Raw genomic sequence first — 19724 nt, 5'->3', positions numbered from 1 at the left:
TCATCTCAGAAAGTCTGTCCGAGGATCATCGCCAGATGCTCGACGATCGGACCGACGGCGAGCGACGGGAAGAAGGTGAGGCCGCCGACGATGACGATCACGCCGACCAGGAGGCCGACGAACAGCATGCCGTCGGTCGGGAAGGTGCCGGCGGAAGCAGGCACGGTCTTCTTCGTGGCCAGCGAGCCGGCGATGGCCAAAGCCGGGATGATGACCAGGAAGCGGCCCATCAGCATGCCGATCGCGATGGTGATGTTGTACCAGGGCGTGTTGCCGGTCAGTCCGCCGTAGGCCGAACCGTTGTTCGCGGCCGCCGATGTGTAGGCATAGAGCACCTCGGTGAAGCCGTGCGGACCGCCATTGGCCATCGATGCCACCGCGCTAGGCAGGACCACGGCGATAGCCGTGAAGATCAGCATCGCCAGCGGCAGGCAGAGGATGGCAAGCATCGCCATCTTGACCTCCTTGGCCTCGATCTTCTTGCCGAGATATTCCGGTGTGCGGCCGACCATCAGGCCGGCGACGAAGACGGCGATGACGACAAACATCAGGATGCCGTAGAAGCCGGCGCCGACGCCGCCGACGATGACCTCGCCAAGCTGCATGTTGATCAGCGGGATCATGCCGCCAAGCGCGGTGAACGAATCGTGCATGGCATTCACGGCGCCGCACGAGGCGGCCGAGGTGATGACCGCGAACAGCGCCGACAACGCAATTCCGAAGCGCGTCTCCTTGCCTTCCATGTTGCCGCCGTCGATGCCGAGCGCATGCACCAGCGGACTGCCGGCGGCCTCGGCCCAGTAGCAGACGATGACGCCGACGAGAAACAGCACGCCCATCGAGGCAAGGATGGCCCAACCCTGGCGCTCACTGCCGACCATCCGCCCGAAGACGTTGGTGAGACCGGCGCCGAGCGCGAAGATCGACAGCATCTGGATCAGGTTCGAGATGGCGTCCGGATTCTCAAAAGGATGCGCGGCATTGGCGTTGAAGAAGCCGCCGCCATTGGTGCCAAGCATCTTGATGGCGACCTGAGAGGCGACTGGGCCGAGCGCGATCGTCTGCTTGGCGCCTTCCAGCGTGGTGGCGTCGACATAGGGTCCAAGCGTCTGCGGGATGCCGAGCCACACATAGACGAGCGTCAGCACGATGCAGGCCGGCAGGAGCACGTAAAGCGTGCAGCGGGTCAGGTCGACCCAGAAACTGCCGATCGACTTGCCCGAGGCGCGGGCAAAGCCGCGGATCAGCGCGATCGCAATGGTAATGCCGGTGGCGGCCGAAACAAAGTTCTGGACGGTGAGGCCGGCCATCTGCACGAGGTAGGACATCGTGCTTTCGCCGCCGTAGTTCTGCCAGTTGGTATTGGTGACGAAGCTCGCCGCGGTGTTGAAGGCGAGCTCCGGTTCGACCGCAGCCATCCCGGCGGGATTGTAGGGCAGCGCGCCCTGCAGCCGCTGCAAGGCATAAAGCACGAGGAAACCGGCGAGGTTGAAAAGCAGCATGCCGGTGGCGTAGGCGGCCCAGTGCTGTTCTTCCTTCTCGCTTGTCCCGGCGAGGCGATAGAGGCCGCGCTCGATCGGGACAAGCACGGGCGACAGCAACGTACGATCGCCTTTGAAGACGCGGTGCATGTAGCCGCCGAGCGGCTTCACGAGCAAAAGCAGGATCCCGCAATAGACGAGGATCTGTATCCAGCCGTTGAGTGTCATGAACTGACTTTCCGTATGCCGATCAGAAGCGCTCTGGGCGGATGAGGGCGTAGGTGAGGTAGGCAAGCAAGAACAAGGTCACCGCGCCGCCGAGGACGTAGTCGAAAAGCATTGTAAGACCCTTCGATCAGATTCTGTCGCAGGCTTTGACGTAAGCTAAGGACAGGACGAAGAACAAAATCCCCATCCCGAGAACAACGAGGTCCATTGCAGGTATTCCTTGTTTCGGCTTGTTTTTGCACCCCGACACGGTCGAGTTCAAAATTGCACAGGACCGCCCGTCACCTTGGCGGCGATGGCGATGAAAGTGTTTTTCGAGGGGAATATGGACCCGACCGCCATAAAGGTTCGAGACGAGGCGGGGAGCAAAGAAATAGGAATCTTATAGGAAATTGACGCCACGGGATGAAGGCGGCGGCAACGTGCTGTTCCAAAGATCCGGAAGCTGGTTGGCCGGCCGCCGGTCCCTGCACGGCATCTCCTCTTCCAACTGCGTGGAGAGCGCTACATAGCGGCCCGACTGGCTGCATGCCGATCGGCACGCCGCCGGCGGACTGCCCAGCCGCGAAGCGGCTAGATGTGGGGTTGCGCGGCAGGCTGACCGGAAGCTTCAGGTCAGCTCGACGGTCCGCTTCTCCGCGATGCTCTGCTCGGCGGCTAAAACGATGCGCAGGCTGTTGACGGCGGCATCCATTTGCTCGGTCAGATCGAGGTCCTCACGGATGGCGCGCAGGAAGAAGGCCTGCTCGCGGTCGCAAAGCTCCTGATGGCCGGGCTCGTCCTCCATGCTGACGATCTCGTCGGGCTTCGAGAAGTTCTTGTCGCCATCGACCTGCGCGTAGTGGATCTTCAGCGCGTCGGTCTTGGTGTGGCGGTCGATGTCGGCGGAATCCGATACCTCCTCGGCTTCCTTGGCGCTGCTTGCGGACTGGCCGGCGACGATCGAAACGGCGCCTTTCGGGCCGACCACATCCTTCACGAAATAGGCGGTCTCGCTCATCATCGGGCCCCAGCCGGCTTCATACCAGCCGACCGAGCCATCATCGAAAGTGACGTGCAGATGGCCATAGTTCTGCTTGTCGGCCTCGGCCCAGAGTTTGGCGCCGATGCCGTGCACGCGCACCGGCTTGGCGCCGGTCAGCTGGCACATGACGTCGACATAGTGCACGCCACAGTCGACGATCGGGATCAGCGAGTCGATCAGGTTCTTGTGCCAGTGCCAGGCGCTGCCGCTGCTCTGCTGGTTGAGGTTGAGGCGCATCACCAGGGGCTTGCCGAGCGTCTTGCCGACCTCGATGAATTTGATCCAGGACGGGTGGACGCGCAGGATGTAGCCCAGAACCAGCTTCCGGTTCTTGGCCCGCGCGGCGGCCACCACCTTCTCGGCGTCGGCGATGTTGGTGGCGAGGGGCTTTTCCATGAACACATGGCAGTTGGCGGCGATCGCCTTCAGCGCGTATTCGGCATGCGTGTTCGGCCAACTGTTGATCGAGACCGCGTCCGGCTTGGTCTCCTTCAGCGCCAAGTCGAAATCCTCATAGAGCGGATAGCCGGCGAGCTCCTTCGGGATCTTCTTGTTGCTCTTGATGGTGCGGCTCATGATGCCGACGATCTCGAAGCCGTCGGAGCGGTGATAGGCGCTCGCATGCGAAGCGCCCATATTGCCCAGACCAACCACCAGGATTTTTACTTTGTCGGCCATGTCAGCCTCCCCAATGCTCTTTGAACAGTAGCTCGGGCGGCATCAGGCGCCGCCCGATGGTCAATGCGCCCGCCTTACTTGACGGCGGAATCGAACAGGTGCGCCTTGATCTTCTCGACGTCGAGCGCGGCAAAGCCTTCCGACAGTTTCACGCCGTCGGCATCGGCCTTGACCTTCGCCTTGTCGAAGTCGTTGGCGGTCGGAATCAGGTCGTTGGTGCAGACGTCTTCGGCCTTCACCGGCGCGGTGATCTGGCCGATCTTCAGGATCTCGTCGAAAAAGCCCTGCCAGCTCGCCATGTCGTGCGAGCCCCAGCCACTGCGCTTGTCCATGTCACCGCGGAAGACGTTGATCTGCTGCAGGATCGAGGTGGTGCCGAGCTCAGGGCCAAGGTTCTTGGCCAAGGTCGGGAATTGCTCGAACACGGCTTCGACGGCCGCGCGCGGGTTCTGGTAGCCGAATTCGAGGCCCATCGCCCAGCCGCGCAGATATTTTTCGAGGAAGGCCTTCTTGTCGGGATCCTCGAGATCGGCGGCGCGCACGACGAAGGTGTTGGCCGGAAGCTTGGAATTCTGGACGCCGAGCCAATATTCGAAGTCGAGGTCCTTGGCGATCCATTCGGCGCGCAGACCTTCCCAGGAGAGTGCGGCATCGCCTTGGCCGCCGGCGAGCGCGGTGCCCCAGGTCGGCCACCCGGCCTCGACAAATTTCACCTTCTTGATGTCGACACCCTGCGCGGCAAGCAGCGGATCGACGATCGCCTGCCAAGCGGCGGAGCCGAGCAGGATCGTCTTGCCTTCGAGGTCCTTCAGGTTCTTGGTGCCCTGGCCCTTGCGGAAGGCGATGCTGAAGGTGTCGCGCGCGCCCATGTGGAACACCGACTTCAGCTTCATGCCGTTCTGGATGGCGAAGGAGAAGACGCCGGGCGAGGGGAAGCCCATGTCGGCCTGGCCGACATCGACGAACTTGACCGTCGCGGTGCCGTCAGACGGACCCGGCTGCATGTCGGTGGCGAGGTCGCCGAAATAGCCGGCCTTCTTGGCCGACCAGTAGGGATAGTCGTCCAGCACTTCGAGCGTGCCGCGCGGCGAAATCCAGGTGAATTTTTCATAAGCCGCCGCGCTGGCTTTCAGACCCGATGCGCCGAGCGCGGTGGCGGTCACGACGCCGGCGGCCGTCACTTGCAGGAAGTAGCGGCGGCTGATGCCCGCTCTTGTCGCCGTACTGAATAAGCTTTCGTTGGTCATGGCATTCCCCTTTTGTTGATTGCCCTTATCGATCGCTTGCCCTTGCCTTCGCCCGTCTCCCGGGCGATCTCATCCGTCCGCGCTCATGCCTCCCAGCTCGCCCATTTCTTGCCGATCAGGAAGAAGAGCACGTAGATCAGGATGCCGAGCGTCGACAGGATCAGCACCACCGCGAAGAATTGCGGCATCTGGATCATCGACGAATACGAGGTAAGCCGGTTGCCGAGGCCGAAGCCGCCGCCGACCATCTCGGCACCTACCGCAGTGAGGAGCCCGAAGATCGCGCCGATCATCAGCCCGACCAGGATCATCGGCAGCGCCATCGGCGCGCGGATCTTCCAAAAGATCTGCAAGGTGCTCGCGCCATAGGAGCGAGCGAGCGCGATCTTGGCGCTGTCCACGCGCCGGAACCCGGTCGCGGCATTGATCATCACCATCGGTCCGGCGGCTAAAGCTACCGCGATAATGCGCGGCGTGTAGCCGAAGCCGAAGCGCAGGATGAGAAGCGGCACCAGCGCCAGCATCGGCGTGGTGACGAGGATCAAGATGTAAGGCGCGACGATCTTCTCGGCGAAGGGAAACTGCGTGATCACCGCCGCCATCACCAGCCCGACGACGGCGCCGATGGCAAAGCCGGAGAAGAGCTCGACCAGCGTGTAGCCGAGATGCGGCGCGATCAGCGGGAACTCGTCGAATAAAGCGTAAACGATCGCACTCGGCGGCGGCATGATGTATTGCGGCACGTGGAAGATGCGCAGCGCCAGCTCGATGCCGCCGATGATCACCACCGCGACGACGAGAATCGCGGCCACCTCGGCGCCGGACTTGATGCCTGGGCCGCCGGCGAAGGCGGAGAGGTTGGTGAGGCTGACATCCTGGCCGTCACCGGACTTGGCTTTGGAGAATTCCGGAATGGCGTCGCCCCCGCTCACGGTCTGATCCTCACGATTTCAGCGCTCTTGTGTTGCAGCTGCTCCTGCGCCTTCGGCCGGCGCTCGCCGACGATGTCCATCTTGATGCGGTTGGTGAGGTCGAAGACCTCCTTGGTGGCCATGATCTCCAGCGAGCGCGGGCGCGGGAACGGCACGTCGTAGACCTTGGCGACGCGTCCCGGCCGCGCGGTCAGCACCACGACCCGGTCGGAGAGGAAGATCGCTTCCTCGATGCTGTGGGTAATGAAAACGATGGTCGTCTTGGTATCGAGCCAGATCTCCTCGACGAGGCGGTTCATCTCCTCGCGGGTGAAGCTGTCCAACGCACCGAAGGGCTCATCCATCAAGAGCACGGAAGGCTTCAGCGCCAGCGCGCGGACGATCGCCGCGCGCTGCTGCATGCCGCCGGAAAGCTCGCGCGGGAACTTGCCGCCGAAGCCGTCGAGCCCGACGCGATGAAGCAGATGCGCGATCCAGGCGCGATCGGGCTTCTCGCCTTTGATCTCGAACGGGAAGTTTATGTTGGCGTCGAGATTGCGCCAGGGCAGAAGGTTCGCTTCCTGGAAGACGATACCGATCTCGGGACGCGGGCCGGTGACCTCCTTGCCGTCAAGCAGTATCGCGCCGCTGGTCAGACGATGCAGACCCGACATCGACCACAACAGCGTGGTCTTGCCGCAGCCGGAGGGGCCGACGATGGAGACGATCTCGTTGGCGTGCACGTCGAGGCTGCAGCGGTCTAGGGCGAGAAGATCGCCGGAGGCCGTGGTATAAACCTTGCTCGCTGCCTGCACGCCGAGCTTCGGCGTTCTTGCGCTGCCGGTATTCATGCTCCCCTCGGAGACTGCGTGATTGGGTTGCCGGAGCCCCCTCTGTCCGCGAAATCAGTCTGTAACTATCCTACTTTACTGTCAAGCGGTGGCAAAGATCTGGCGCCATCAGATTCAACTAAAGCTTATCTAAGTGTCTGATTTCGCCTGTGTTTAGACGCGCTTGCAGTGTGTGTTACTTTCCTACATACTCACTTCGGCTGATTGCCCATGGCCAGCCGGCGGATAATCGCAAATATGGTGGTCCAGAAACGGCAGAGAAGGACGGCCAATGACCGAAGCTGACAGCCAGGCGCTGCGGATTTCCGACGGGGATGACGGCCGGCATGATCATGTCAGGCGCTTCCCCGACATCATTTCGCAGGTGAAGGACAGCTACACGGACTTGCGGCCGGCGGAGCGTCGCGTCGCCGACGTCGTGCTCGACGACGTCAAATATGCCGTCGATGCATCGAATGCCGCGCTGGCGCAGCGCGCCCAGGTCAGCGAGCCGACGGTCACCCGTTTCTGCCGCGCCATCGGATGCGACGGCGTGCGCGACTTCAAGCTGAAGCTGGCGCAGAGCCTCGTCGTCGGCGCGCTCTATCTTAGCACCAAGCCGCAACCCACGAACGGCGACAGCGGCATGCCGTTCTGGAACGCCGTCTTCGGCGAAGCGCGCCGCGCGCTGCAGGAGGCCGAACGGCAGATCGATCCAGGGCAGTTGCAGAAAGCGGCGGAGCTGATCGCCAAGGCCAGGCAAGTGACGGTATTCGGACTTGGCGGCAGCTCATCGGCGCTGGCGCAAGAGACGCAGTATCGCCTGTTTCGCTATGGCATCACCATCAGCGCGCAATGCGATCCGTATCTGATGCGCATGACGGCTTCGACACTGAAGCCGGGCGATGTGGTGATCGCGATCTCGGCGACCGGCCGTACCCGAGAAGTGATCGAGGCGGTGGAGCTTGCCAAGCACTATCGCGCCGACGCGATCTGCGTGACCGCGCCGGACACGGAGCTGACACGCGTCTGCGATGTCCAGCTGACGATGGCGGTTCCCGAATATCCCGACACGCTGAAGCCGACAGCTTCGCGCTACGCCTTCCTTGCGGCCATCGACCTGCTCGCGGTCGCGTCCGCCTACATGCTCGACGGCCCGGCGCGCGAGACGGTGCGCCGCATCAAATATAACGCCCAGATCCATCGGACGGGGAAGGAGATGGAGCCGCTCGGCGACTGAGAACAGCCGCAACGCGGCTATGATCTGCGTATTCAGGGGAACGAACATCAATGCTCGACATCGCACCATCGCAACAGGCGGCAACCTGGCTCGGCACATTCGGCCGCGCGCTCGAGGCGGGTGACATCGAGGCGGCGACGAACCTTTTCGTGGACGATTGCTACTGGCGCGATCTGCTGACCTTCACATGGAACATCAAGACCGTGGACGGCCAACCGGCGGTCCGCGAGATGCTCAAGGCGACGCTTTCCTCGACGCAACCATCGCACTGGCGCCTGTCCGGGGAGTCAAGCGTCGCCGACGGCGTCATCGAGGCCTGGTTCAGCTTCGAGACGGCCGTGGCGCGAGGCGAGGGCATCCTGCGGCTCAAGGATGGCCGCTGCCGGACGCTGTTCACGGCGATGAGCGAGCTCAAGGGGTTCGAGGAGCAGAAGGGGCCTGCCCGGCCGCTCGGCATCCGCCACAAGGCCGATCCCGAACGCGAGACCTGGGCGGAAGCAAGAGCGCGCGAGGCGCGTGAGCTCGGCGTGCACGAGCAGCCCTATTGCCTGGTGATCGGCGGCGGCCAGGGCGGCATCATGCTCGGCGCCCGTCTGCGGCAGCTCGGTGTTCCCACCCTCATCGTCGAGAAGAACGCGCGCGCCGGCGATTCCTGGCGCAACCGCTACCGCTCGCTCGTGCTGCACGACCCGGTCTGGTACGACCATCTGCCCTACATTCCGTTCCCGGAAAACTGGCCGGTGTTCACGCCCAAGGACAAGATGGGCGATTGGCTCGAAATGTATGCCCGCGTCATGGAGCTGAACTACTGGGTCGCCACCAAATGCATCAGTGCGGCCTATGACGAGGCCAAAAAGGTCTGGACGGTGGTGGTCGATCGCGCCGGCGAGCGCATCACGCTGAAGCCGAAGCACATCGTGTTCGCCACCGGCGCCTACGGGCCGCCGCGGCAGATCGATCTGCCTGGCGCGGACAGCTTCAAAGGCGAGCTTTTGCATTCCAGCCAGTACTCGACCGGCGAGAAATTCCGCGGCAAGCGCGTCGCGGTGATCGGCGCGGCGAGCTCCGGCCACGATGTCAGCGTCGACCTCTGGGAAGCCGGCGCCAAGGTCACCATGGTGCAGCGCTCGCCGACGACGGTGGTGAAGTCGGACACGCTGATGGAGGTCGGCTTCGAGATCTTTTCGGAAAAGGCGCTGGCGCGGGGCATCACCACCGACAAGGCCGACATGATCGTGGCTTCGACACCCTTCGCGCTGGTCCCAAAAGGCCAGCGGGCGCTCTATGACGTCATCCGCGAGCGCGACGCGGATTTCTACAAGCGCCTCAGCGACAGCGGCTTTGCCATCGACTTCGGCGAGGACGAGACCGGACTGCTTATGAAAGCCTATCGCACCGGCTCCGGCTACTACATCGATGTCGGCGCCTGCGAGCTGATCCTGAACGGCGAGATCGCGGTGAAGAGCGGCGTCGGCATCAAATCGCTGACGCCGACCGGCGTCCTGTTTGAGGACGGCAGCGAGCTGGCGGTCGACGCGATCGTCTCCTGCACCGGCTACCAGTCGATGAACGAGACCGTGGCAGGGATCGTTTCCCGGGAGGTCGCCGACAAGGTCGGGCCGTGCTGGGGCCTCGGCTCCGGCGTCAAGGGCGATCCCGGCCCGTGGCAGGGCGAGTTGCGCAACATGTGGAAGCCGACCGCCCAGGAGGCGCTATGGTTCCACGGCGGCAATCTCGCGCTGTCGCGCTTCTATTCGAAGTTCGTGGCGCTGCAGCTCAAGGCGCGGATGGAGGGGATTGCGACGCCGGTCTATGGCGAGCCGAGCAATTCGCGACGGTGAGCCAATCAGCGCCCGAAGTGCCTGGCCGCAACCTCGACATGCGTGTGGTGCGCATGGGCCTCGAAGCGCTCGGTCTCATTGTGGTCGGGCGTCTCGTTCCGCCACCATTTGCCGCCAATGACGATGCCATTCGAGACCAGCCGCTGGTCCGCGATGAGTGACGCACCGGCCGCGTCGACAAAGGTGAAGCGGCCGGGCTGCAGCCTCAGCACCGCGACATCGCCGATGCCGCCGACTTTAAGCGCCCCGAGCTCGGGCCTGGCGATCGCTTCGGCCGGGCGCTGCGTTGCGGCGCGCACGACTTCGACCAGCGGCATGCCGAGCGCCATGAGCTTCGACATGCAGACGAGAATATCGAAGGCAGGGCCGTCGACGCAGTAGAGATGCACATCGCTCGAGATGACGTCCGGCGCCAGCCCTTCCGCCAGCATCGCCTTCGCCACCTCGAAGTCGAAGGAGCCCATGCCGTGGCCGATGTCGAAGATGACGCCGCGCTCGCGCGCCTGCCGCATATCCGGCCGCACCGCGCCCGAAGCGAAGACCGGCGCGTTGGGGAACGGCCGGAAGCAGTGAGTGAGGATGTCGCCGCGGCGGAGCCTGGTCAGCACTTCCGAGCGGCCGGGCGGCGGCTCGTCGATGTGCGCCATCAGCGGCAGGCCGGCTCGGTCTGCGGCTTCGAGCGCGAGGTCGACCGGCGCGATGCCGCTGGTGCCGCCGGCGTGCTTGCCGGAACGGACTTTTACGCCGACGACGACGGCGGCGTGCTCGCGCACCGCGGCCACCGTCTCGCGCGGCTCGCAGAGCCTGAGATCGCTGCATTCGCCGACGGATATGGTCTCGGCGAAGCCGAATATGCCGGCAAACGAGATGTTGACGTAGGCAAGGATGCGGACCTTCGAACGCTCGATGACATGGCGGCGAAACCCCAGGAAATTGCCGGCGCCGGCGCTGCCGGCATCGATGAAGGTGGTGGTGCCGCTCTTGGCGGCGAGACGGTCAGCGTCAACGCCGAGCGAGGTGCCGCCCCAGTAGACGTGGCTGTGCAGATCGACGAGGCCCGGAGTGACGATGCAGCCGCTGGCGTCGACGACATCACCGGCGGTCTCGCTATCGATGGCCGCTTCGATCGCGGCGATTCGACCATCGGCGACGGCGATGTCGCGCGGCGCATCCAACCCGGAAGCCGGGTCGATCACGCGGCCGCCCTTGATCAACAGATCGAACTGCATTCCGCGCCTCCGTTGTTGTCTGGCCCCGATCAGACCGGCCGGTAGGCGACGGCCTCGATCTCGATCTTGATGTCGATCATCAGGCGCGACTCGACGGTGGTACGCGCCGGCGGGTCGTTCGGGAAGTGCCTGGCATAGACCGTATTGAAGGCGCCGAAATCGCGGGCGTCCTCGAGCCAGACGGTGGTCTTCACCACGTCGTCCATGGTGCATCCGGCCAGCGCCAGCGCAGCCTTGACGTTTTGCAGCACCTGCTCGGCTTGGTCAGTTATGCCGCCCTTGACTACCAGGCCGTCGCTGCCCACCGGCACCTGGCCGGAGACATAGACGAAATCGCCGGCGCGGACGGCAGGCGAGAGCGGGACATGCGACTTTCCGAAGCACTGCTTGGGCAAATGAATCTCCTGTTGTCGAGCGTAAGGACCGTTCTTGCAGCCGTCTACGCTTGTAGAGGTGATCCTCCAAGAGGCAATGTCGGAAAGCAACATTTTTTCCGAAAATCATGTTTCTTTATTACAAATCGTGAGCATCCTGCACTCCGAATCCTGAGATGCGACCGGTGGGTTGCTGATCGAACGCAAGGGGAAGAACCAACATGACCTTTGACAAGAATCCGTTTCCGGAAGGCGATGCCGATCGCCATGCGCTGTGGGAAATGCTGGTGCGGCGCGACATCGACGCCTTCCTCGGCCAGCATTGGTCGATGGTCGAGGACGACTTCATCGCCGAAAGCTTTTTCGGCATGCATGCGCATTTCCTGCCCAATGCCGATGCCTGGCGGCTGCAGTTTCCCAGGCTGGAAGTCTATCGCGACGAATGGCTGCGCCAGGCCAAGGAGACAGCCGCGACAGAATTCGCCGAGCCGCTGCGCGAGGCGATTTTCCGCGTCACCAATCTGCGCGACATCGACGTCGATGGCGATCGTGCTGTGCTGCACAAGAAGTTCGACGGCTCGGTCGCCAAGGCCGACGGCAGCGTCGACCGCCTGAAATGGCAGACGCTCTACTTCTGCCGCAAGGTCGGCGGGCGCTGGAAGATCGCCGGTTTCGTCGGTTATATGCCGCATCCGCTGGGAAGCTAATGCATGTCGCCCGGATGTGTGCGCGTTTGGGACGCCGACATCCGCCAAACAAGGATTTGCAGCGCCTCGCCTGAATCCTTTCAGAGTAACGAGGTTTAGGACAGGCGCGGCAACCGCTCGTCGGGCGAGCGGTGATCGAAGACGACGCCCATGGTCTTACCAACAGCGGCCATGACGATCAGTTCGACCAGATGGTCGTCGCTGTCCCCGCAGGCGGGGTCCGATTGGCGGATCGCATCGAGCATTGCCCGGGTCGAAACAGTGTCGCCGGCGCGAAATTTCGAAAGAGCAGAAGAAACAATGTCTTGCACTGTCAGGTCTATGACGGGCACTTCCGCAGCGACGTTCATAAGCCTCCTCCTGCCATGAACCCCTCCCTCAAGGGATGATACGCCGATCAGGGGATTGCGCCAGCGAAATGGTGGTCGGACCAGTTCAGCTGGCGATGGCCTGCCGTTAAGTGTGGAACATCGCGCCGAGCCCTTGGCCCCATGCTCGACGCACCGCGCGCCGGTTGCTAAGTCCCTCCCGCGCAGGGAGACTATCCGAGTCGAGAATATGACGGTTGCGATCGAGATGGGGCAGACGTCGGCAGGCGCGCCGGCGGCCCTCGACCTTGAGGAGCTGCTGGCGACCCGCCTGCTGGTGCAGGGCAATTCGGGCTCGGGCAAGTCGCATCTGCTGCGCCGGCTGCTGGAGCAGAGCGCGCCCTGGGTGCAGCAGACCATCATCGATCCCGAAGGCGACTTCGTCTCGCTGGGTGAGCGCTACGGCCATCTGGTGATCGACGCCGAGGATCATACCGAGCGCGGCCTGCAGGCGGCCGGCGAGCGAGCGCGCATCCACCGCGTCTCGACGGTGCTAAACCTCGAAGGGCTCGATGCCGAGAACCAGATGCGGCGCGCCGCAGCCTTCCTTGGCGGGCTGTTCGAGGTCGCGCGCGACCATTGGTATCCGATGCTGGTGGTGGTGGACGAGGCGCAGCTCTTCGCGCCGGCTGCTGCAGGCGAGGTCTCGGATGAGGCGCGCAAGCTTTCGCTCGGCGCCATGACCAATCTGATGTGCCGCGGCCGCAAGCGCGGGCTCGCCGGCATCATCGCCACGCAGCGGCTGGCGAAGCTCGCCAAGAACGTCGCGGCGGAGGCCTCCAACTTCCTGATGGGCCGCACCTTTCTGGACATCGACATGGCGCGCGCCGCCGACCTGCTCGGCATGGAGCGGCGGCAGGCGGAAGCCTTCCGCGACCTCGAGCGCGGGCATTTCATGGCGCTCGGTCCGGCGCTGTCGCGCCGCCCGCTCAGCGTGCGGATCGGATCGACCGAGACGAGCCCGCGCAACGGCACGCCGCGGCTGATGCCGCTGCCCGAAGCGACGCTCGAAGATGCGCGCGCCATCATCCTCGCGGCACCGCCGCCGGAGGCGATCCGGCCGCAGCGCCGGCCGTCGCCCGACCTGCTCGATCAGTTGATGGCGGCCAAGGCCGCGCCGCTCGACATCCGCCCCGAGCCGGCCGAGACGCAGCCGAGCGCCGAGGACCTCGCCGAGCGGCGCCGACGGATGGACCGTATCCTGCGCGCCATCCTGGCTGAGCCCGATGCCGGATTCCGCGTCATCGGCGTGCTCTATCAGGAGTTCGTGGTCCGCTGCCGGATCGAAGGACTCGCTTCGGTGGTGCCCGACCTTTCGGAATTCCGACGCATGCTGACGCGCGCCCGCGCCGGCGTCGGCTCGGACATCGCCGAGGACGACGCGTGGCGCGACATCTCCGTGCGCGCATCGCTTCTGCCGGAGGACATGCAGGGCGTGTTCATGATGATCGCGAGGGCGGCGAAGGAAGGCTGGCCCTGCCCGAGCGACGCGGCGATCGCCCGCGCGTATGGCTCGCATTCGCTGCGTCGCGCCCGGCGGCTGCTCGATTACATCGAGGAGCAGGGGCTGATCGTGTGCCAGATCGACGGTGTTGGCCGCCGCACGGTGACGCTGGTCGAGCTCGCCTGGGCAACGGCCCCGGGCGATCCGAATGCCGGAGAAGAAGAGCCGGGCAGTTCGGCTGCATAAGAATCCGGCCTGAGTGTCTCTACGGCAAGCTTCGCCACATCTGATTAACCACCTGTTCAAACAGGCACGGAACCAAACAGGCCGCGATGCGTTCTGGCCCTCGGCTTAATATAGCTGTCGGGGCAGGCGCGGAGGGGAGTGTGGGCGTTTCTCGTTCGTCAAAGGAACAATTCGATTCCCGTCAGATTCTCAACGCCCTCAAAGCCTTTCGAAACGGTGACTTCTCCGTCCGCATCGAGAATTCTTATGAAGGGTTGAACGGCGAGATCGCCGACACATTCAATCAGATCGTCGAGTTGAACGACCAGATGGCGCGAGAATTTGCGCGGCTGAGCAGGGTCGTCGGCAAGGACGGCCGCATCGGGGAACGCGGCCATGTGAGGAACGCCAAAGGCAGCTGGGAATCGAGCGTCCGTTCGGTCAACGACCTGATCGAGGACATGGTGCAGCCCACCGCGGAAGTTGCCCGCGTCATCGGCGCGGTCGCCAAGGGCGATCTGTCCCAATCCATGATGGTGGAAATTGACGGCAGGCCGCTTCGTGGCGAATTCCTGCGCATCGGTAAAATCGTCAACACCATGGTTGAGCAGCTCGCGTCCTTCACGTCGGAGGTGACGCGTGTGGCGCGCGAGGTCGGCACCGAAGGCAAGCTGGGCGGTCAGGCACGCGTCAGGGGGGCGGCCGGCACTTGGAAGGACCTGACCGACAATGTCAACGCGATGGCGACCAACCTGACCAGCCAGGTGCGCAACATTGCGGAGGTGACCACGGCTGTCGCATCTGGCGACTTGTCGAAGAAGATCACCGTCGACGTGAAGGGCGAGATCCTCGAACTGAAGAACACCATCAACACGATGGTGGACCAGCTCAACTCCTTCGCCTCGGAGGTGACCCGCGTCGCGCGTGAGGTCGGCACCGAGGGCAAACTCGGAGGCCAAGCCCGTGTCGAGGGCGTTGGCGGTACTTGGAAAGACCTCACCGACAGCGTCAACCTGATGGCCGCCAACCTGACCGGCCAAGTCCGCAACATCGCCGATGTGACGACGGCGGTGGCTTTGGGCGACCTCTCCAAGAAGATTACCGTCGACGTGAAAGGCGAAATTCTGGAACTGAAATCGACCATCAACACCATGGTCGATCAGCTCAACTCATTTGCCGGCGAGGTGACGCGCGTGGCGCGCGAGGTCGGCACGGAAGGCAAGCTCGGCGGCCAAGCACAGGTGCGCGGTGTCGCCGGCACCTGGAAGGACCTGACCGACAACGTCAATTCCATGGCGGCGAATCTTACCGGTCAGGTGCGCAACATCGCCGAAGTGACTACCGCGGTGGCACTGGGTGACCTCTCGAAGAAGATCACCGTCGATGTGAAGGGCGAGATCCTGGAGCTGAAGAACACCATCAACACGATGGTGGACCAGCTGAACTCCTTCGCCTCGGAAGTCACCCGCGTGGCACGCGAGGTCGGCACCGAGGGAAAGCTGGGCGGCCAAGCTGAAGTCCGCGGAGTCGGCGGCACGTGGAAGGACCTGACGGACAACGTCAACCTGATGGCCGCCAATTTGACCGGGCAGGTGCGCAATATCGCCGATGTGACCACGGCCGTTGCCAGGGGCGACCTTTCGAAAAAGATCACCGTCGATGTGAAGGGCGAAATCCTCGAACTGAAGAACACCGTCAACACCATGGTGGACCAGCTCAATTCCTTCGCGTCGGAGGTCACCCGCGTGGCGCGCGAAGTGGGCTCGGAAGGCAAACTGGGAGGTCAGGCGCATGTCGAGGGCGTCGGCGGCACCTGGAAGGATCTGACCGACAATGTCAACGCGATGGCCGGCAATTTGACCGTGCAGTTGCGCGACGTCTCCAAGGTCGCGACCGCAATCGCCACCGGCGACCTGACCCAGAAGATCACCGTCGACGCCTTGGGCGAAATCCTGCAGATCAAGGACGTCATCAATACGATGGTGGATCAGTTGAACTCCTTCGCCTCGGAGGTGACGCGCGTCGCCCGCGAAGTGGGTTCCGACGGCAAGCTCGGCGGACAGGCGCAGGTGCGCGGTGTTGCCGGCACCTGGAAGGACCTCACCGACAACGTCAACGCCATGGCCGCCAATCTCACGGGCCAAGTGCGCAACATTGCGGAGGTGACGACCGCCGTCGCACTCGGCGATCTGTCGAAAAAGATCACGGTCGATGTGCGCGGTGAAATCCTGGAGCTCAAGGACACCATCAACACGATGGTGGACCAATTGAACTCCTTTGCCTCGGAAGTGACGCGCGTGGCTCGCGAGGTCGGCACCGAAGGCAAGCTCGGCGGTCAGGCACAGGTGCGCGGCGTCGCCGGCACCTGGAAGGACCTGACCGACAACGTCAACTCGATGGCCGAGAACCTGACCGGTCAGGTCCGCAACATCGCCGAAGTTACCACAGCGGTGGCGCGAGGCGACCTGTCCAAGAAGATCACCGTCGATGTCAAAGGCGAGATCCTGGAGCTGAAGTCGACCATCAACACCATGGTCGACCAGCTCAACTCGTTCGCCGGCGAGGTGACGCGCGTGGCGCGCGAGGTCGGCACCGAAGGCAAGCTCGGCGGTCAGGCTCGGGTGGAGGGTGTGGCCGGCACCTGGAAGGACTTGACCGACAACGTCAATCTGATGGCGACCAATTTGACCAACCAGGTGCGCGGCATTGCAGACGTCGTCACCGCCGTTGCCCAGGGCAATCTGAAGCGCAAGCTTGCGGTCGATGCCAAGGGCGAGATCGCTTCTCTGGCGGACACGATCAACGGCATGATCGAGACGCTGGCGACCTTCGCTGATCAGGTGACCAACGTGGCTCGCGAGGTCGGCATCGAGGGCAAGCTCGGCGGCCAGGCCAGGGTGCCGGGCGCCGCCGGCCTGTGGCGCGACCTGACCGACAACGTCAATCAGCTGGCGGCGAACCTGACGACCCAGGTCCGGGCCATCGCCGAAGTGTCGACCGCGGTGACCAAGGGCGACCTCACCCGCTCGATCAGCGTGCAGGCCTCCGGCGAGGTCGCGGCGCTGAAGGACAACATCAACGAGATGATCCGCAACCTCAAGGACCAGACCTTGAAGAATGCCGAGCAGGATTGGCTGAAGACCAATCTCGCCCGTTTCTCGCGCATGCTGCAGGGCGAGCGGGACCTTGCCACGGTTTCGCGGATGATCATTTCCGAGCTCGCGCCGCTGGTGAACGCGCAATACGGCCTGTTCTACGTCACCAATCGCGACGAGGAAGAATCCTATCTGGAACTAGCCGCGTCCTACGCCGCCGAAGGCAAGGCCACCGTCCGCCAACGGGTCGACTTCCGCGAAGGCCTGATCGGGCAGTGCGCCGCCGACAAACGGGCAATCATGCTCGATGACGTCCCATCGAGCTTCCTGCGCATCACCTCCGGCCTGGGCGAGGCCCCGCCGGCGAGCGCCATCGTCCTGCCGGCCTTGTTCGAGGACGAGGTCAAGGCGGTTATCGAACTGGCTTCGTTCAGCCGGTTCAGCGATACGCACCGCCTTTTCCTGGAGCAACTCATGGAATCGGTCGGTATCGTGCTCAACACGATCGCTGCGACCATGCGCACGGAAGGGCTTCTCAAGCAATCGCAGCTTTTGACGTCCGAACTGCAGTCGCGTCAGACCGAGCTCACCAAGAAGCAGGAAGAGCTTCACGCCACCAATGAGGAGCTGCAGGAAAAGGCGCAACTGCTCGAGAATGAAAAGAAGCAGGTGGAAAACAAGAATCTCGAGATCGAGATGGCCAGGCGGGCTCTGGAGGAGAAGGCCGAGCAGCTGGCGCTGACCTCCAAATACAAATCCGAATTCCTGGCGAACATGAGTCACGAGCTGAGGACGCCGCTAAATTCGCTTTTGATCCTGTCCAATCTGCTTGCGACAAACCAGCAGGGGAATCTGAACGACAAGCAGATCGATTTCGCGCGTACGATCAACTCGGCAGGTACCGACCTGCTCAGCCTCATCAACGACATACTGGATCTTTCCAAGATCGAGTCCGGCACGGTGTCGATCGAAATCAACGACATGCCGCTCGCACACCTGCGCCAGCATATGGAGCGGACTTTCAGACAGCTTGCGGCTGACAAGGGGCTCGGCTTCACCATCAAGATCGAGCAAGCCCTGCCTGAGACGATCCGCACGGACGAAAAGCGGCTGCAGCAGATCGTGCTCAATCTGCTGTCCAATGCCTTCAAATTCACGTCCAATGGCGAGGTGATGCTGAACATCCATGCCGAGAGAACCGGCCGCAAAAACGGTGCGGCGCCGCCCCGGGCGCTGGCGATCGCCGTTACCGATACCGGGATCGGCATTCCGGAAGACAAGCAAAAGCTCATCTTCGAGGCGTTTCAGCAGGCCGACGGCACGACCAGCCGCAAATACGGCGGCACAGGCCTCGGCCTTTCCATCAGCCGGGAAATCGCCCGGCTGCTCGGCGGTGAGCTGCGCGTCGAAAGCGAGCCAGGCAAGGGATCGACCTTCACCCTGGTCATCCCCTTCGACGGCCCGCGCAGCAGCAGCCTGGCGGCGCCGATCGAGCTTTCGCCTGCCGACGTCATCGCGGCGGGCGTCCAGCCAGCAGACAGCTCGGGTACCCCAGAACTTGCGGACGATCGTGACTCGATCAACCCCTCGGACAGGGTGGTGCTTATTGTCGAGGACGACCCGACCTTCGGAGGGCTGCTGCTCGGTCTTGCTCGATCCGCCGGACTGAAGGGGGTGCTTTCAACGGCCGGCTCCGGCACGCTGGCACTGACCCGCAAGCTGATGCCCGATGCCATCACGCTCGATCTCGGCCTTTCAGACATCGACGGCTGGGTGCTTTTCGACCTTCTGCGGCATGACCAGAAGACCAGGAACATTCCGATCCATGTCATCTCCGGCGCCGAGGATCTCGAAGTGCTGACGCGCAGGGGCGCTGCAAGCGTTTCGAGCAAGCCGGTTTCGGCCGGCGAGCTCGCCCGCGTTTTCGAGGAGATCCATTCGCGGAACCTGAGGGTGCAGCGCAACGTGCTGATCGCCGATCCTGACCCCGAGCGCCGCCTGGCCCTGGTGGAAGCCATTCGAGATGGCATCACCTCGGTCACCGCGGTCGGTCGTGTCGCCGCCAACGTGGACGAGCCGGGCGTCGCCGCTTATGACGCGATTGTTTTCGGGTTTGGGCGTTCGGCCAAGGACAACGCCCAGATGCTCGACGAAATCGTGTCTCAGTTCAGCGACGCTCTACCGCGCCTGCTGTTCTTCACGCCGCACCCGGACGCGTTTCTGCAGCAGGTCGCGCTGCATCCGGCACTGGGCGATGTCCCACGTGCCGATAACTTCGGCCAGCTCGGGCTCCTGATCTCGGCGGCACTGCCAAGCGACACGCAGAGCGAACAGATCTTGGCCACCGAGCAGGTCGACAATGCCGATCTCGCCGGCGCCAAGGTTCTGATCGTCGACGACGACATTCGCAACATTTACTCGTTGACCAGCGTGCTGGAGACTTACGACATTGATGTGCAGCATGCCGAACGGGGCCGGGACGGCATCGCGTTGCTCGAAGAAACGCCCGACGTCGACGTCGCCCTGATCGACATCATGATGCCGGAAATGGACGGCTACGAGACCATGCGTCGGATTCGCGCCATGCCGGCGATAGCCCACATCCCCTTGATCGCGGTTACCGCCAAGGCGATGAAAGGCGACCGTCAGAAATGCCTGGACGCCGGCGCATCCGACTACATCGCCAAGCCGGTCGACCTCGATCTGCTGCTTGCGTTGCTGCGGGTTTGGATCGGTCGCGCGCGGGCGCGGGCTGAGCCCTTCGCGCCGGCATTGATGACCGCCATCTGAAAGCGCTCCGGC

The 19724-nt window shown here is 63.5% G+C and carries 14 protein-coding genes; 5 read left to right on the top strand and 9 right to left on the bottom strand.

Features of this window, described 5'->3' with window-relative positions; all coding sequences use genetic code 11:
• Nucleotides 1-5 precede the first annotated feature (5 nt).
• The 6 genes from kdpA to CK222_RS12265 form a co-directional block, all read right to left on the bottom strand.
• Nucleotides 6-1709 carry a potassium-transporting ATPase subunit KdpA gene (gene kdpA, locus CK222_RS12290; protein WP_095800546.1) on the bottom strand — a complete coding sequence of 568 codons (1704 nt, stop codon included), beginning with the start codon at nucleotides 1707-1709 and terminating at the stop codon, nucleotides 6-8.
• A gap of 22 nt (nucleotides 1710-1731) precedes the next feature.
• Nucleotides 1732-1821, bottom strand: coding sequence for a K(+)-transporting ATPase subunit F (locus CK222_RS12285; RefSeq protein ID WP_067003971.1), 90 nt, complete (start codon nucleotides 1819-1821; stop codon nucleotides 1732-1734).
• A 498-nt stretch (nucleotides 1822-2319) separates the two neighbouring features.
• Nucleotides 2320-3411 (bottom strand): Gfo/Idh/MocA family oxidoreductase, encoded by a 1092-nt coding sequence (locus CK222_RS12280; protein WP_067003969.1) that lies wholly within the window; start codon nucleotides 3409-3411, stop codon nucleotides 2320-2322.
• Nucleotides 3412-3485: 74 nt separating this feature from the next.
• Nucleotides 3486-4658 carry an ABC transporter substrate-binding protein gene (locus CK222_RS12275; RefSeq protein WP_095800545.1) on the bottom strand — a complete coding sequence of 391 codons (1173 nt, stop codon included), beginning with the start codon at nucleotides 4656-4658 and terminating at the stop codon, nucleotides 3486-3488.
• A gap of 83 nt (nucleotides 4659-4741) precedes the next feature.
• Nucleotides 4742-5590 carry an ABC transporter permease gene (locus CK222_RS12270; RefSeq protein ID WP_067318822.1) on the bottom strand — a complete coding sequence of 283 codons (849 nt, stop codon included), beginning with the start codon at nucleotides 5588-5590 and terminating at the stop codon, nucleotides 4742-4744.
• The gene (locus tag CK222_RS12265; RefSeq protein WP_067318820.1) at nucleotides 5587-6420 is read right to left on the bottom strand and encodes an ABC transporter ATP-binding protein; all 834 of its coding nucleotides are present in this window, start codon (nucleotides 6418-6420) and stop codon (nucleotides 5587-5589) included. Before CK222_RS12265 ends, CK222_RS12270 begins: the two co-directional genes overlap by 4 nt.
• Nucleotides 6421-6691: 271 nt before the next feature.
• On the opposite strand from CK222_RS12265, the gene CK222_RS12260 reads away from it, so the two are divergent.
• Both CK222_RS12260 and CK222_RS12255 read left to right on the top strand, forming a co-directional pair.
• Nucleotides 6692-7639 carry a MurR/RpiR family transcriptional regulator gene (locus tag CK222_RS12260; protein ID WP_095800544.1) on the top strand — a complete coding sequence of 316 codons (948 nt, stop codon included), beginning with the start codon at nucleotides 6692-6694 and terminating at the stop codon, nucleotides 7637-7639.
• A gap of 50 nt (nucleotides 7640-7689) precedes the next feature.
• Nucleotides 7690-9480, top strand: a complete 1791-nt coding sequence (locus CK222_RS12255; RefSeq protein WP_095800543.1) for an NAD(P)/FAD-dependent oxidoreductase — start codon at nucleotides 7690-7692, stop codon at nucleotides 9478-9480.
• 5 nt (nucleotides 9481-9485) lie between these two features.
• On the opposite strand, the gene CK222_RS12250 is transcribed toward CK222_RS12255, so the two are convergent.
• Together CK222_RS12250 and CK222_RS12245 are read right to left on the bottom strand one after the other, a co-directional pair.
• Nucleotides 9486-10709: an amidohydrolase/deacetylase family metallohydrolase gene (locus CK222_RS12250; RefSeq protein ID WP_095800542.1), complete on the bottom strand. Its 1224-nt coding sequence runs from the start codon at nucleotides 10707-10709 to the stop codon at nucleotides 9486-9488.
• 29 nt (nucleotides 10710-10738) lie between these two features.
• Entirely contained in the window at nucleotides 10739-11104 is a 366-nt protein-coding gene (locus CK222_RS12245; protein WP_067318812.1) for a RidA family protein, read from the bottom strand.
• A gap of 200 nt (nucleotides 11105-11304) precedes the next feature.
• On the opposite strand from CK222_RS12245, the gene CK222_RS12240 reads away from it, so the two are divergent.
• Nucleotides 11305-11790 carry a hypothetical protein gene (locus tag CK222_RS12240; protein WP_095800541.1) on the top strand — a complete coding sequence of 162 codons (486 nt, stop codon included), beginning with the start codon at nucleotides 11305-11307 and terminating at the stop codon, nucleotides 11788-11790.
• Between the two features lie 95 nt (nucleotides 11791-11885).
• On the opposite strand, the gene CK222_RS12235 is transcribed toward CK222_RS12240, so the two are convergent.
• Nucleotides 11886-12140: a hypothetical protein gene (locus CK222_RS12235; protein ID WP_067318808.1), complete on the bottom strand. Its 255-nt coding sequence runs from the start codon at nucleotides 12138-12140 to the stop codon at nucleotides 11886-11888.
• 208 nt (nucleotides 12141-12348) lie between these two features.
• Between CK222_RS12235 and CK222_RS12230 the strand changes: the two genes are divergently transcribed.
• Nucleotides 12349-13848, top strand: a complete 1500-nt coding sequence (locus tag CK222_RS12230) for an ATP-binding protein (protein ID WP_095800540.1) — start codon at nucleotides 12349-12351, stop codon at nucleotides 13846-13848.
• A gap of 140 nt (nucleotides 13849-13988) precedes the next feature.
• Nucleotides 13989-19712, top strand: a complete 5724-nt coding sequence (locus tag CK222_RS12225) for a HAMP domain-containing protein (RefSeq protein ID WP_245433016.1) — start codon at nucleotides 13989-13991, stop codon at nucleotides 19710-19712.
• Nucleotides 19713-19724: the final 12 nt, after the last annotated feature.

It is taken from the genome of Mesorhizobium sp. WSM3866, assembly GCF_002294795.1.
Lineage (GTDB): Bacteria > Pseudomonadota > Alphaproteobacteria > Rhizobiales > Rhizobiaceae > Mesorhizobium.
Note: the sequence above shows the minus strand (reverse complement) of the source record. Positions and strands in the feature narration are given on the sequence as shown.

What these genes read in the sequence shown, in the direction of transcription:
- kdpA (WP_095800546.1), bottom strand. Translation starts at nt 1,709, where the DNA reads ATGACACTCAACGGCTGGATACAGATCCTCGTCTATTGCGGGATCCTG.
- CK222_RS12285 (WP_067003971.1), bottom strand. Translation starts at nt 1,821, where the DNA reads ATGCTTTTCGACTACGTCCTCGGCGGCGCGGTGACCTTGTTCTTGCTT.
- CK222_RS12280 (WP_067003969.1), bottom strand. Translation starts at nt 3,411, where the DNA reads ATGGCCGACAAAGTAAAAATCCTGGTGGTTGGTCTGGGCAATATGGGC.
- CK222_RS12275 (WP_095800545.1), bottom strand. Translation starts at nt 4,658, where the DNA reads ATGACCAACGAAAGCTTATTCAGTACGGCGACAAGAGCGGGCATCAGC.
- CK222_RS12265 (WP_067318820.1), bottom strand. Translation starts at nt 6,420, where the DNA reads ATGAATACCGGCAGCGCAAGAACGCCGAAGCTCGGCGTGCAGGCAGCG.
- CK222_RS12260 (WP_095800544.1), top strand. Translation starts at nt 6,692, where the DNA reads ATGACCGAAGCTGACAGCCAGGCGCTGCGGATTTCCGACGGGGATGAC.
- CK222_RS12255 (WP_095800543.1), top strand. Translation starts at nt 7,690, where the DNA reads ATGCTCGACATCGCACCATCGCAACAGGCGGCAACCTGGCTCGGCACA.
- CK222_RS12250 (WP_095800542.1), bottom strand. Translation starts at nt 10,709, where the DNA reads ATGCAGTTCGATCTGTTGATCAAGGGCGGCCGCGTGATCGACCCGGCT.
- CK222_RS12240 (WP_095800541.1), top strand. Translation starts at nt 11,305, where the DNA reads ATGACCTTTGACAAGAATCCGTTTCCGGAAGGCGATGCCGATCGCCAT.
- CK222_RS12235 (WP_067318808.1), bottom strand. Translation starts at nt 12,140, where the DNA reads ATGAACGTCGCTGCGGAAGTGCCCGTCATAGACCTGACAGTGCAAGAC.
- CK222_RS12230 (WP_095800540.1), top strand. Translation starts at nt 12,349, where the DNA reads ATGACGGTTGCGATCGAGATGGGGCAGACGTCGGCAGGCGCGCCGGCG.